The organism is Massilia sp. Soil_C_3 (assembly GCF_057657035.1).
On record NZ_JBDGJG010000014.1, the window covers coordinates 102,189 to 114,940 of the forward strand.

Genomic DNA, 12,752 nt, shown 5'->3' on the forward strand with positions numbered 1-12,752 from the left:
GCCTGGCCGCCACGTCGCGGAGGAAGGCCACGCCATCCTCCGCGACGATTCTCGTGTTTCCTTTTGCGGCGCCTGTGGTTATTCTTCTGGATGCATCCTGAACCGTCCAACCGAAGGAAACCATGAAGACTCTGCCGACATTGCGCCTGGCCGCCCTCGCCCTAGCCGTCTGCGGCGCCGCGCACGCCCAGGATACCGTGCCGCCCGAAGCCCAGGCCATGCCTGCCCCCGCTCCGGCCCCGGCGCCCGCCGTTGCTCCCGCAGTTGCGCCCCCTGCCGCCAAGAGCGCCGTGCCCGCGCCGGTCCTGCCCGCGGTCGAGAACTCGGTGGTGAAGATCTTCGCCACGATCCGCCGTCCCGAACCCTATAAACCCTGGACCAAGGCGGCGCCAAGCTCGGTCACTGGTTCCGGCGTCATCATCGAGGGCAAGCGCATCCTGACCAATGCCCACGTGGTCGGCTATGCCAGCCAGGTCGAGGTGCAGGCCAGCCAGTCCGGCGACAAGGTGGCCGCCAAGGTGATCGCGCTGGCGCGCGGCATCGACCTGGCCGTGCTGGAACTGGAAGACCCTTCCTTCTTCGACAAGCGCCCGCCGGTGCCGCGGGCGCCCGTGCTGCCCGACGTGCGCCAGCAGGTGTTCGCCTACGGCTATCCGGTCGGCGGCAACTCGCTGTCGACCACCACCGGCATCGTCTCGCGCGTGGAGTTCGTCAACTACGGCGCCTTCAGCTCGGGCCTGCGGATCCAGATCGATGCCCCGATCAATCCCGGCAACAGCGGCGGCCCGGTGATCTCGGGCGAGCGCATGGTCGGCCTGGCCTTCGCGGGCGCGGCCAACGCGCAGAACATCGGCTATGTGATCCCCAATGAAGAAATCGAACTGTTCCTGCGCGACGTGGCCGACGGCCGCTACGACGGCAAGCCGCTGCTGCACGACAGCGTGCAGACATTGGAGAACCCGGCGCTGCGCCAGTTCCTCAAGCTCGACAAATCGGTCGAAGGCGCGGTGGTGCACCGCCCCTACCGGGTCGACGCCAGCTGGCCGCTGAAGGAATGGGACGTGATCACCCATATCGGGGAATACGCGGTCGACAACCAGGGCATGGTCAAGCTGGGCTCGAACCTGCGCGTGCGCTTCCAGTACCGCATCCAGCAGGTGGCGAAGAACGGCAAGGTGCCGATGACGATCATCCGCGGCGGCAAGGAGAATAAGGTCGAGGTGCCTGCCACCGGCCCGCGTCCGCTCCTGATCTCGGACCTGGACGGCGGCTATCCGTCCTATTTCATCTATGGCCCGGTTACCTTCTCGCGCGCGACCAGCGAATTCATGAGCTTTGTCGCCGGCAGCGCGCCGGGGATGAACGCCTATGCCTTCAACGCCAGCCCCCTGGTCACGCGGCGCGGCGATTCGCCCACGCCGGAGCGCGAAGAGCTGGTGGTGATCAGCGCGCCGTTCTTCCCGCACAAGCTGGTAAGCGGCTACAACAACCGCTTCGGCTCGGTGATCGAATCGGTGAACGGCCAGAGCGTGCGCAGCCTGCGCCACCTGGTGGAACTGCTGCGCGACTTGAAGGACGAGCAGGTGGTGCTGCGCTTCGACCAGCGCTACGGCGAAACCATGATTCTGCCGCGCCAGGCGACGCTGGCGGCGACCGAGTCGATCCTGTCGGATAACGGGATCAGGACGCAGGGGTCGGAGGATATGATGAAGGTGTGGGAGCGTAAATAGCGTTTGTGGTGTGCTTGTTGACTTGGGTTCCCGCCTGCGCGGGAACGACGTTTTGATGTCCGTAGTCGATGGATACGCCGCTGGCCCGCTGCCCATGCACGTCGTTCCCGCGCAGGCGGGAACCCAAGCCCGATGCACTGCCACAAACACATCGCACATGAGAAAACGCCCGCATATCCGCGGGCGTTTTTGCTTACTTCGCCTTTTTCACGGGCGTGAACAGCAAGTCCTGGAAGTCGTAGCTGAAATCCGTCTCGGTCGACACCGGCTTCATCCGCATCCGCTCGATCGAGCCGTCATGGTCCAGCGAGAACGTCGCATAGGCGTCGGCGTTGAAGTTGCGTTCCTTCCAGCGCACGATGAAGGTATCGTGCTGGAAGTGCTCCATCTCGCCGGTCAGGTCGGGGGTGCGCGAGAACGTCATCACCAGCTTGCTGCCCTGGCGCTTGACGATCGCCTTGCCGTACCAGGCGTCCTGGTACTCGCCTTCGTAGTCCCACAGCGGCAGCGACGGTTTCGAGGCCTTGGCGCGGCTGGCGGTCTCGGTCTTCACGCGCGCCGCTTCCTTCTGGCTCGCTTCTTCGGCAACGGCGGCGATGCGGCCGATCCAGTCGGTTGGCGCCACGCCCAGGTACTGGTCCAGCAGGCGGTATTGCAGTGCATTGAGCGACGGGCCGCTTTCGGCATTGGTGAAGATCGCGATGCCCAGCTTCGCTTCCGGCACCAGCAGCACACGGGAATAGAAGCCCTGCAGTGCGCCACCGTGCATCGCCACCAGCTTGCCCTGGTAGTCGCGCAGCTGGAAGCCCAGGCCATAGGCGAAGAAGTTCGGCTTGGTCGCCGCCAGCGGCGGGCGCGGCTCGTTGATCTTCATCGGCGTCTGCGCGGTCCACATCTCGCGCGCCTGTTTCTCGGACCACAGGCGCACTTCCTTGCCGCCCGCAGCCTGCGGGACGCGGCCCTGGTCGAGCAGCACGTTCATCCAGCGCGCGATGTCCTCGGCATTGGTGTTGATGCCCACCGCGCCAATGGCGTTCGCCACCGGCATCGGTTTCACCACCGCGGCCTTGCCATCGATCTTGCTGTGCGGCGCCGACACGTTCATGCCCGGCTTGTGCTGGTCCAGGCTGGTGGTGGTGGCCCCCATGCCGACGGGATCGAGGATCCATTCGCGCATGGTCGCGCCCCAGTCCTTGCCGGATTTCTGGGCGATGATCTTGCCGGCCACGATGTACAGTAGGTTGTCGTAGGCGTAGCTGTTGCGGAAGCTCGTCGCCGGCTTGATGTAGCGAAGATTGTGGATGATTTCGTCGGTGCTGAAGGTGGTGGTCGGCCACCACATCAGGTCACCGGCGCCCAGTCCCAGGCCGCTGCGGTGCGTGAGCAGGTCGCGCACCGTCATCTCGGCCGTCACGTATGAATCGTACATGCGGAAATCCGGCAGGTGCTTGATGACCGGATCGTCCCACTCCAGCTTGCCCTGGTCGACCAGCATCGCCAGCCCCGCCGCCGTGAAGGCCTTGGAGTTGGACGCGATCTCGAAGATGGTCTTGCCGTCGACCGGCGTCGGATCGCCCAGCTTGCGCACGCCGAAGCCCTGGGTCACGACGACCTTGCCGTCCTTGACCACCGCGATCGCGATGCCGGGAACGTCGAAGGTTTTCAGGACGCGGTTGACGTCGGCTTCGAGGTTATACGCTGGCGCCGCGGCGGCTGCTGTTGGCGCGGCCGCAGTTTGCGCCACTGCGGCGCCCATGCTGCAGAGCGCAAGCACTACTACGCCGGCGAGTCGATGCATGATCATCATTGCTTGCCCATCGCTTTATCGACGCTCGATTGCGTCTCTGGGTGGTAACGCTCGCGCGCCTTCTTGTAGATGCCTTCGGCCCAGGCGCGGTCTTCCGGTTTCTCGCGCAGCGCGGCGTACAGCGGCACCACGAACTTCTGGCGGCCCACGCTCATCAGGAACGCTTCGAGCTGCCCACGCACGGCGCGGTAGCCGGCGTGCACCGAGGCGCGGTAGAAGCGGAACGCGACTTCGTTGTTCTTCGTGTTGGCCAGGTCATAGACGCGGTCCAGCTCTGCGAGCTTGTTCGCATCGGCCTTGTTGTCGATATCGTTCAGGAACTTCATCCACTCGGCGGCGTTCCAGTCCTTGGCCTTCAGCTGCTCGGTCGACACCGATCCCTTGACCCAACCGTCGATCGAGGCATTCAGCTGCGCCAGGCGCTGCGACACGGCCTGCTTCCCGCTTTGCGGGATGCCGGGCCCGTAGATCCACTCATCCAGCTCGGCCTCGCTCATGATCTTTGGATTCTTGGCCAGCAGATTCTTGCGCAGGTAATCCAGGAACTGGTCGTTGGTCACGCTCTGGAAGGCGTGGCCGTCGAACCAGCCGCGCAGGAAGGTGTCGAAGGCGGCGCGGCCGGCGCGCTGCTCGAGCGTGTGCAGGAACCAGGCGCCCTTCGGATAGGCCAGTGAGGTGTCCGGATAGTACTCGGCCGAGGTGTCCGGCTGGCGCGAGACCAGCGCCTGCTTGGGCTGAGGCAGGTCCTTCAGCATCTCCAGCGCCTCTTCCTGCTCCAGTTGCAGGTTCATGAGGGCGACTTCCTTGCCGTAGATCTCCTCGAGGATGCGGGTAGTGACGTAGGTGGTGAAGCCCTCGTTGAGCCACCAGTGCTTCCAGGACGAATTGGTCACCAGGTTGCCCGACCAGCTGTGCGCCAGTTCGTGGGCGATCAGGTCGACCAGGCTGCGGTCGCCCGCGATCATGGTCGGGGTCAGGAAGGTCAGGCGCGGGTTTTCCATGCCGCCGATCGGGAACGATGGCGGCAGGACCAGCATGTCATAGCGCCCCCAGCGATACGGGCCGTACAGCTTCTCGGCCGCTTCGACCATCTTCTCGGTGTCGGCCAGCTCGTATTCGGCGGCCTTGATGCGTTGCGGCTCGGCGTAGACGCCGGTGCGCCCGCCGAGCGTGGCGGCTTCGAGCTCGCCGATGCCGATCGCCAGCAGGTAGGAAGGAATCGGCTGCGGCATATTGAACTTCCAGCCACCCTTGCCGGTGGCCTTCATGTCGTTATCGGCGCTCATCACCACGCGCAGGCCTTGCGGCGCCTCGATCCGCGCGCTATAGGTGAAGCGCACCGCCGGCGTGTCCTGGATCGGCACCCAGGAGCGGGCATTGATCGCCTGCGACTGGCTGAACATGAACGGATACTTGCCCGACATCGTCTGCACCGGCTGCAGCCATTGCAGCGCGGTGGCGGTCGGCGCGGTGCGGTAGTGGATGCGCACCTTCTTCTGCTGGCCCGGCAGCTTGACGTGCAGCGGCTGGCCCTTCTCTTCGTCGAACTTGCCGAGCGAGTAGTCGGCCTTGCGCCAGGCGCCTTTCGCATCCTGCGCCTCGATCTTCGAGATCGTCAGCTCGCGCGTGTCCAGGTCGAGCGTGGTCGCCTTCTTGTCCAGCCAGTCGAGGGTCAGTTCGGCATAGCCGTCCAGGCTTTTCTTCGCGAAATCGGCCTTCAGGTCCAGGTGCAGCGCCGTGGTCTTGACCTGGTCGTACTTGGCGTAGCTGAGGGGATCGAGGGCGAAGGCGTAGGCGCTCCAGGCGCTCAGGAAGGCGGCGGTACTCGCGCGCAGCAGGGTGCTTTGGTTCATGGTCTCTCGCAGGGGAAGGTGTGCCCGGCAGGCCGGGGGCGGGTGCAGGATAGCATGCACGCCTGGGCAGCGAAAGCGGGCCAGCGCCGGCATCATGCCCGATAAATACGCGTGCGGCCGGGCGAAAACGGGGCCGGCTCTGCTATGATCGCGGCCTTCCTCCTGCTGTGTAATCACCCGACTGATGGACGCCTTTCTCGTCTCGACCGGCATCGTGGGCCTCGCCGAGATCGGCGACAAGACCCAGTTGCTGGCCTTCCTGCTCGCCGCGCGCTTTCGCCGCCCCCTGCCGATCGTGCTCGGCATCTTCGTCGCGACGGTTGCCAACCACGCCTTCGCCGCCGCCGTCGGCGCGCTGGTCAGCCAGCTGCTGGGCGCCGGCGTGATGCGCTGGGTGCTGGGCCTGTCCTTCCTCGGGATGGCCGCATGGGTATTGACGCCGGACGAGATCGACGCGGAGGAAGCGCAGCTGGCGAAGTACGGCGTGTTCCTGACCACCCTGATCGCCTTCTTCGTGGCCGAGATGGGCGACAAGACGCAGGTCGCCACCGTGGCGCTGGCCGCGCGCTATGAATCGATGGCCGCCATCGTCGCCGGCACCACCTTCGGCATGATGCTGGCCAACGTGCCGGCCGTGTACTTCGGCGAACGCATCGCCAACCGCGTGCCGCTCAAGCTCGTGCACGGCATCGCCGCGCTGATCTTCGCGGTGCTCGGCATCGCGACCCTGCTGGGCATGGGCGAAGGCTTGGGGTTCTGATATTTATTCTTCCTGCATGATCCACACCGGCGCCGACCACAGCACGTTGCCGTCGTCCTGGGTCACCTTCGCATAATAGAAGTGCGCCCCCGCACTCGGGGTGAAGGTGGTCTCGGCAAGGTCCGACATCTGCGTGACCGTGCCCTTGCGGCCCGGGACGCCTTCCATGATCGCGACCGAAGCGGCCTTCCTGCCCTTCAGGCTGGCGAAGTTCGCCACCAGCGCGAGCGGCCCGCGATTGGTGAAGCGCTCGCCCATCAGGCGGCCGTTCGCGGTCAGGACCAGCTGCGAATCCTTGTCCATCGTCGCGAACACGCGGCGCGCCTCGAGCGCCTCGACGAACGTGGCGCGGCTCAGCACCGTGTTCGATGGCAGCAGCATGCCGGTGCGGTTGGTGAAGGATGCCCCCCAGTTGGCGCAGTGGTTGTCCTGGTTGGTGCTGAAGGCCAGGCGATAGCCCGCTTCCAGCAAGCGGTTGCAGGCGCCTTCGAAATTGCTGCGGCGGGTCTCGGTCTCGCTGACGTTGGTCGAGAACGCAGTGCTGTTCATCACCTCGCACAGCGCCATCGCTTCGCCGCCGTCCTCGGTGTAGGCGAGCGGCACGCCATCGACCTGGAACTGGCCCGAGTGCGCCGGATGGTTGAACTGCCCTACCCAGCCGCGCTCGCGCATCAGCGTGTACAGCGCCGCGTAGTCGCCGCGCGGTGTGCGCGTGTCGGCCATCAGCTCGCCCTTCGCATTGGTCTCCCAGCCCAGCAGCTCGTCGCTGTTGAAGATATTGATATGGCCGCCGTTGTTGATGACGCCCCATTCCAGGCCGTAGACCGCGAGGAAATCCGGGTGCTTTTTGGAGAAGCCCGCTGCGCTTTCCAGGCCGGCGCGGTACAGGGCACTGGCGGCAGCGGGGTCGGCATCCGGCGCGCTGCCCTCCGAGCCGTCGTACATGTGGTTGTGTTCCGAGGCGACCAGGATGTCGAGGCCGCGGCCGCGCGCATAGGCGAAGGCATCAATCGGGCCGTGCGGCGCCTTCAGGGGCGATTGCGCGCCCTTGCACTCGGCGATGTCGGCGCCGCCGTCGCTGTGATTGGTCTGGCTGTGCAGGTTGCCGAGATAGACCGTGTAGGGCAGCGCACCCGGCGCCGCGACGGCCGCCGGCTCGAAGGCGCGCGGCAGCGGAGAAAATGCCGGCATGGCAGGCAGCAGCGGCGCGCCGACCGCGATCTCCCAGTCCTGTTCTATTTCTTCATGCGCGTCGCCGCGCACGGTGGCGCGCAGCCGGACCCGGTAGATGCCGCTCGGCGCCGGAGACAATCCCAGGCGGCCGGACCAGGGCACGGAGACCGTCATTTCTTCGCCCGTGAACGGCGCCGCGCCGCGCCAGCGCAGGGCGACCCTGCCGTCGGGACGGACCAGTTCCACCCGCCAGTCGACGGTGTCCGCGCGCGCCAAACCGGGATGGGCGAAGTGCAGGGTGAAGGTCCGCCCCTGGGCCGCGCCGGCCTGGAACGGCGCGAGCAGGGTGGCTTCGAATTCCTGGTGTTCTGCGGGGGCGGCTTGCGCCAGGCTGCAGCACAGCGACAGGGCCAGAAGTGAGGGCCGAAGTGAGGTTTTCATGATGCAATTCTTGCAATTTCATGCCTCATTCATATTGACCAGCCTCCCATGAAAATTGTCATTTCGTCCATTTGCTTTGATGAGTTTCAATCATGACAACTTGCAACAAGCGGGATAGCCGTTTATGTTGGCAGCCTCATGATCGACAAGCTCGAAATCACCCACCTGCGCACGCTCGACGCCTTGAGCCGCTTCGACACCATCTCGGCTGCGGCCGAGCACCTGGACGTCTCGCAACAGGCGGTCAGCCTGCAACTGAAGAAGATCCGCACCATCCTGGGCGACCCGCTGTTCGTGCGCACCGGCCAGGGCATGGCGCCGACGCCCTATGCGAAACTGATCGCGCCGCACATCGGCCAGGTGCTGGCCCAGCTGAACGGGATTCCCCTGCCCTTCGAGGTACGCCCCGAACACGCCGAACGCACGCTGGTAATCTCGGGCACCGACTACACCCAGAAGGTGATCGTGGCCGACCTGGTGCGCGTGCTGCGGCGCGAGGCGCCGAAGGTAAAGGTGGCGGTGGTCGACATCGAGGTCAGCGCCCTCACCCGCAAGCTGCACCAGGGCGAAATCGACCTGATTTTCACGGTGGACGGTTACGTCGCGCCCGGCCTCGTCACGCAGCCGCTGTTTATCGAGCAGTACCGCTGCGTTACCGGCAACCGCGCACTGGCTGGCGGCGGCGTCATGCCGCTCGAGCAGCTGGTGGCGCACGACTTCATCGTCACCAACCCGGGCATGGCCAGTTTCACGGGGTCGGCCGATGGCTGGTTCGCGCGCCAGGGATTGCAGCGGCGGGTGGTGGCGTCGGCGCCGTCCTTCTTCATGGCGCTGGAATACCTGAAGGGATCGGACCTGGTCGCCTTCATGCCATCGCGCCTGCTGCCCTGCGAGGGGCTATTCGAGATCGCGTTGCCCAAGTACCCGCCGGGCTACCAGGTGGTGGCCGCCCACCATCCGAATGCGCAGAACGATCCTTTCATTGCCTGGCTGCTCGAGCGGGTCAAGACCCGCCTTGTATCGGCTACAAGCGAAGCTTGATTGCCACGGCCGGTGCGCTTGCTTAAGCTGACGCGATTCCCATCAATGGCAAAGGTCCCCGCATGAGCATCGAACGCATCAATCCCCCTGCACTGTATGACGGCGCCCCGCACGGCCTGTCCCACGCGACCATCGACCACGACACCGGCCTGGTGTTCGTGTCGGGCCAGGTCGACTGGGACCGCGACTACCAGGTCAGGCACACCACCCTGGCCGAGCAGACCGAAGGCGCGGCGCGCAACCTGATCGCGGTGCTGGAGGCGGCCGGGTCCTCGGTCGAGCAGATCCTGCAACTGCGCGTCTACGTGCGCGGCGAGATCGGCGAGCACCTCGAAACGTTGGCGCCGATCCTGGTACGGCACCTCGGCCTGCCGCGCCCGGCCCTGACCGGCATTGGCGTGGCCTCGCTGGCGTCGCCCGACACCCTGGTCGAAATCGAGGCGGTGGCCAAGCGCCGCGCGTAAAATGTTTAGTAAACCGGCTAAACAGATGGGCTGAAACACGGTAAGGATTGCCCGGAAACCAGTCTCCACATATAAGTTGCATTTGGGTATAGTGCAACTAAAACTGGCGGCGCCCATCGCTGCCGCCACGTGTGGAGACCTCATGACGGCCAGACTCACTTTCGGACAACTCTCGATCGCCGCCAGTGCGGCACTCTTGTTTAGTGCAACTCCCGCCCTGGCCGCCCCGCCGGGCAGCCCGGCCGAAGCCGTGGACGTCTTCATCGGCACCGGCGGCGATGGTCACACCTTCCCCGGCGCCAGCCGCCCCTTCGGCATGGTGCAGCTCAGCCCCGACACCCAGCACCGCCACTTCCGCCAGAGCTATCCCTGGGCCTCGGGCTACAACTACACCGACAGCTCGATCCTCGGCTTCTCGCACACCCACTTCTCGGGCAGCGGCCACTCAGACCTCGGCGACGTGCTCCTGATGCCCTACAGTGGCGAGACCAAGCTGGAGCCGGGCTATCCGGAGCGTCCGTTCTCGGGCTACCGTTCGCGCTTCTCGCACGACCAGGAAAAGGCCGAACCGGGCTACTACGCCGTGCGCCTGAAGGACCATGAAGTCGACGTCGAACTGACCGCCAGCGAGCGCGTTGGCCTGCACCGTTATAAATTCAAGGCCGGCGAGCCGGCCAAGGTGCTGCTCGACCTGCGCACCAGCATCTACAACTACGACGAGAAGAACCTGTGGGCGCGCCTGCGCGTGCGCAACAGCACCACCATCACCGGCATGCGCGAAACGCGCGGCTGGGCGCCCGGCCGCCAGGTGCACTTCGCGATCCAGTTCTCGCGCCCGATCGACACCCGCCAGCTCCTGAACCGCGAAGAGGCGATCGCCTACCGCGGCTTCGCCCCACCGGGTAAAACGCCTGGCGACAAAGCGCTCGTCGAAGGCAAGCAGCTGATGGCCGACTTCAACTTCGGCGTGCCGCAGGACGGCACGCTGCTGGTCAAGGTCGCCCTGTCGGCGGTGAGCGAAGACAATGCGATCGCTAACCTGGCCGAGATGCCGGGCTGGGACTTCGACCAGGAGCGCGAGCGCGCCGGCAAGGCCTGGAACGACGCGCTGGGCGCGGTGAAGGTCGAGGCCGAAGGTCCGATGCGCACCAAGTTCTACACCGCCCTGTACCACACCATGCTGGCGCCGTCGCTGTTCATGGACATCGACGGCAGCTACCGCGGCCCGGACAACCAGGTGCACAAGGCGAAGAACTTCCGCTTCCACTCGACCTTCTCGCTGTGGGACACCTACCGCGCGCTGCACCCGCTGCTCACCATCGTCGCGCCTGAGCAGCGCAATGCCGACTTCGTGAACTCGCTGATCGCTTCTCAGCAGCACAGCCCCTACGGCATCCTGCCGGTATGGCAGTTCCACGGCCTGGAAACATGGTGCATGATCGGCTACCACGCGGTGCCGGTGATCGCCGACGCCTATATGAAGGGCATCCGTGGCTTCGACGCCGACAAGGCCCTGGCCGCGATGACGGCCAGCGCCGAATACGGTCCCTACGGCGGCCTGGAACACTATATGAAGCTGGGCTACGTGCCGATCGACCTCGAGAAGGAAGCGGCATCCAAGACCGTCGAATACGCCTTCGACGACTGGACCATCGCGCGCATGGCCGAGAAGATGGGCAAGAAGGACGTCGCGGCCCGCTACTACAAGCGCGCCCAGAACTACCGCAACGTGTTCGACAAGGAGACCGGTTTTATTCGCGCCCGCAAGTCCACCGGCGAATTCCGCACCCCGTTCAATCCGGAGCAGTCGAACTTCGGCAGCGATTACACCGAGGGCAGCGCCTGGCAATATTCCTGGTATATGCCGCACGATAACGCCGGCCTGATCTCCTTCCTGGGCGGCGACGCCGGCCTGGTGAGCAAGATCGACCAGGTGTTCGACGCCAAGGTCGACGAGACCGTGTACGCCCACATGGAAGACATCTCGGGCCTGATCGGCCACTACGCCCACGGCAACGAGCCTTCGCACCACGTGGCCTACCTGTACAACTACGCCGGCGCGCCATGGCGCACCCAGGAACGCCTGGCCAACATCATGGCCACCCAGTACAGCGACAAGCCGGACGGCCTGTCGGGCAACGACGACCTGGGCCAGATGTCGGCCTGGTTCGCCTTCACCGCGCTCGGCTTCTATCCGGTGGCCCCGGCCAGCAACGAGTACGTGATCGGCCGTCCCTTCCTGGACAAGGCGACCCTGAACCTGCCGAACGGGAAGCGCTTCACGGTGCGCGCCGATAATCTTTCGAGCGGCAACGGCTACGTCGGCCGCGTGACCCTGAACGGCAAGCCCCTGAACCGCACCTTCATCCGCCACGAGGACATCATGGCCGGCGGCGAACTGGTGTTCACGATGCAGGCCACGCCGAACAAGGACTGGGGCAAGGAACAAACCGCCCGCCCCTACACCCAGACCAAGTATTGATGAAGGAAAGCGCGCCATGGCCGTCACGATCCGCGACATCGCCCACGCCACGGGCTACTCGATCGGCACGGTCTCGCGCGCGCTGAAGAACCAGGACGGCCTGACCGACAAGACGCGCGAACGCATCTGCGCCGTGGCGCGCGAGATGGGCTACGACTTCGCCAAGCTGCGCGATGGCGACGTGCGCCGCATCGCCTTTTTGCTGCACCGCCAGCACAACACGCAGTCGGCCAGCCCGTTCTACCTGCCGGTGCTGCACGGCGCCGAGGACGCCTGCCGCAAGCGCGGCATCGCGCTCTCGTTCGTGGTGGTGGGCCCGGCCGAGCCAGTGCTCGACCTGGTGCGCCTGCACCAGCCCGACGCCCTGCTGTGCGCCGGCTTCTTCGAGCCGGAACTGGTGGCGGCGCTGCGCGACACCGGCAAACCAATGGTGCTGCTCGACATGCGCCTGCCCGGCTACCGCTCGGTCAATCCCGACCACGCCCTGGGCGGCTACCTGGCCACGCGCCACCTGATACGGCAGGGCCGGCGCCGCATCGCCATGCTCACCGGCCCGCTGGCCCACCACAGCATCCTGGAGCGCTACCGCGGCTTTCGCAAGGCCTTGTTCGAGGCGCGCATGCTGGCCGATCCCGACCTCGAGGTCCAGTTGCCCAGCATCGGCAACAGCCTCGAGAACGTGCGCCAGGCGGTCGACGCCCTGCTGGCGCGCCAGCCGCGGCCCGATGCGCTGTTCTGCTACAACGACAGCACGGCGCTGGCCGCCATGCGCCACTGCCTGGAACGCGGCCTGAAGATCCCGCACGACATCGCGATCGTCGGTTTCGACGACATCAGCGCCGCCTCCAGCGCGATCCCGCCGCTGACCAGCGTCCAGATCGACAAGGACTTGCTGGGACGGATGGGCATCGACTCGCTGCTGGAGAAGGCGGACAGCGCCCGCCTGGAACAGACGCTCGCGGTCCAGCTGGTGGTGCGCGAGAGCAGCAACGACGACTGAG

Annotated in this window: 9 protein-coding genes; 6 read left to right on the forward strand and 3 right to left on the reverse strand. The window is 65.7% G+C overall.

The window, feature by feature from the left end; translation table 11 throughout:
• The first annotated feature begins 122 nt into the window (after positions 1–122).
• Complete coding sequence (locus AC3A6F_RS24230; protein WP_487686090.1) at positions 123–1,730, forward strand: S1C family serine protease; 1,608 nt, start codon at positions 123–125, stop codon at positions 1,728–1,730.
• 193 nt (positions 1,731–1,923) lie between these two features.
• On the opposite strand, the gene AC3A6F_RS24235 is transcribed toward AC3A6F_RS24230, so the two are convergent.
• Both AC3A6F_RS24235 and AC3A6F_RS24240 read right to left on the reverse strand, forming a co-directional pair.
• Positions 1,924–3,537, reverse strand: a complete 1,614-nt coding sequence (locus AC3A6F_RS24235; RefSeq protein ID WP_487686092.1) for a serine hydrolase — start codon at positions 3,535–3,537, stop codon at positions 1,924–1,926.
• Entirely contained in the window at positions 3,534–5,390 is a 1,857-nt protein-coding gene (locus tag AC3A6F_RS24240; RefSeq protein WP_487686095.1) for a M1 family metallopeptidase, read from the reverse strand. The genes AC3A6F_RS24235 and AC3A6F_RS24240 overlap by 4 nt, the downstream gene beginning before the upstream one ends.
• Positions 5,391–5,574: 184 nt before the next feature.
• On the opposite strand from AC3A6F_RS24240, the gene AC3A6F_RS24245 reads away from it, so the two are divergent.
• On the forward strand, positions 5,575–6,150 hold the full coding sequence (locus tag AC3A6F_RS24245) for a TMEM165/GDT1 family protein (protein ID WP_487686098.1): 576 nt from the start codon (positions 5,575–5,577) through the stop codon (positions 6,148–6,150).
• 3 nt (positions 6,151–6,153) lie between these two features.
• Here the strand turns inward: AC3A6F_RS24245 and AC3A6F_RS24250 are convergent, their stop codons facing one another.
• The gene (locus AC3A6F_RS24250; RefSeq protein WP_487686101.1) at positions 6,154–7,764 is read right to left on the reverse strand and encodes a CehA/McbA family metallohydrolase; all 1,611 of its coding nucleotides are present in this window, start codon (positions 7,762–7,764) and stop codon (positions 6,154–6,156) included.
• Between the two features lie 138 nt (positions 7,765–7,902).
• On the opposite strand from AC3A6F_RS24250, the gene AC3A6F_RS24255 reads away from it, so the two are divergent.
• From AC3A6F_RS24255 to AC3A6F_RS24270, 4 genes are all read left to right on the forward strand, one after another.
• Positions 7,903–8,805, forward strand: coding sequence for a LysR family transcriptional regulator (locus AC3A6F_RS24255; protein ID WP_487686104.1), 903 nt, complete (start codon positions 7,903–7,905; stop codon positions 8,803–8,805).
• Between the two features lie 62 nt (positions 8,806–8,867).
• Complete coding sequence (locus AC3A6F_RS24260; protein WP_487686107.1) at positions 8,868–9,269, forward strand: RidA family protein; 402 nt, start codon at positions 8,868–8,870, stop codon at positions 9,267–9,269.
• A gap of 142 nt (positions 9,270–9,411) precedes the next feature.
• A complete protein-coding gene (locus tag AC3A6F_RS24265) occupies positions 9,412–11,751 on the forward strand; it encodes a GH92 family glycosyl hydrolase (RefSeq protein ID WP_487686110.1) in 2,340 nt (779 codons plus the stop codon).
• Positions 11,752–11,767: 16 nt separating this feature from the next.
• Positions 11,768–12,751: a LacI family DNA-binding transcriptional regulator gene (locus AC3A6F_RS24270; protein ID WP_487686113.1), complete on the forward strand. Its 984-nt coding sequence runs from the start codon at positions 11,768–11,770 to the stop codon at positions 12,749–12,751.
• Position 12,752 lies beyond the last annotated feature (1 nt).

What these genes read in the sequence shown, in the direction of transcription:
- AC3A6F_RS24230 (WP_487686090.1), top strand. Translation starts at nt 123, where the DNA reads ATGAAGACTCTGCCGACATTGCGCCTGGCCGCCCTCGCCCTAGCCGTC.
- AC3A6F_RS24235 (WP_487686092.1), bottom strand. Translation starts at nt 3,537, where the DNA reads ATGATGATCATGCATCGACTCGCCGGCGTAGTAGTGCTTGCGCTCTGC.
- AC3A6F_RS24240 (WP_487686095.1), bottom strand. Translation starts at nt 5,390, where the DNA reads ATGAACCAAAGCACCCTGCTGCGCGCGAGTACCGCCGCCTTCCTGAGC.
- AC3A6F_RS24245 (WP_487686098.1), top strand. Translation starts at nt 5,575, where the DNA reads ATGGACGCCTTTCTCGTCTCGACCGGCATCGTGGGCCTCGCCGAGATC.
- AC3A6F_RS24250 (WP_487686101.1), bottom strand. Translation starts at nt 7,764, where the DNA reads ATGAAAACCTCACTTCGGCCCTCACTTCTGGCCCTGTCGCTGTGCTGC.
- AC3A6F_RS24255 (WP_487686104.1), top strand. Translation starts at nt 7,903, where the DNA reads ATGATCGACAAGCTCGAAATCACCCACCTGCGCACGCTCGACGCCTTG.
- AC3A6F_RS24260 (WP_487686107.1), top strand. Translation starts at nt 8,868, where the DNA reads ATGAGCATCGAACGCATCAATCCCCCTGCACTGTATGACGGCGCCCCG.
- AC3A6F_RS24265 (WP_487686110.1), top strand. Translation starts at nt 9,412, where the DNA reads ATGACGGCCAGACTCACTTTCGGACAACTCTCGATCGCCGCCAGTGCG.
- AC3A6F_RS24270 (WP_487686113.1), top strand. Translation starts at nt 11,768, where the DNA reads ATGGCCGTCACGATCCGCGACATCGCCCACGCCACGGGCTACTCGATC.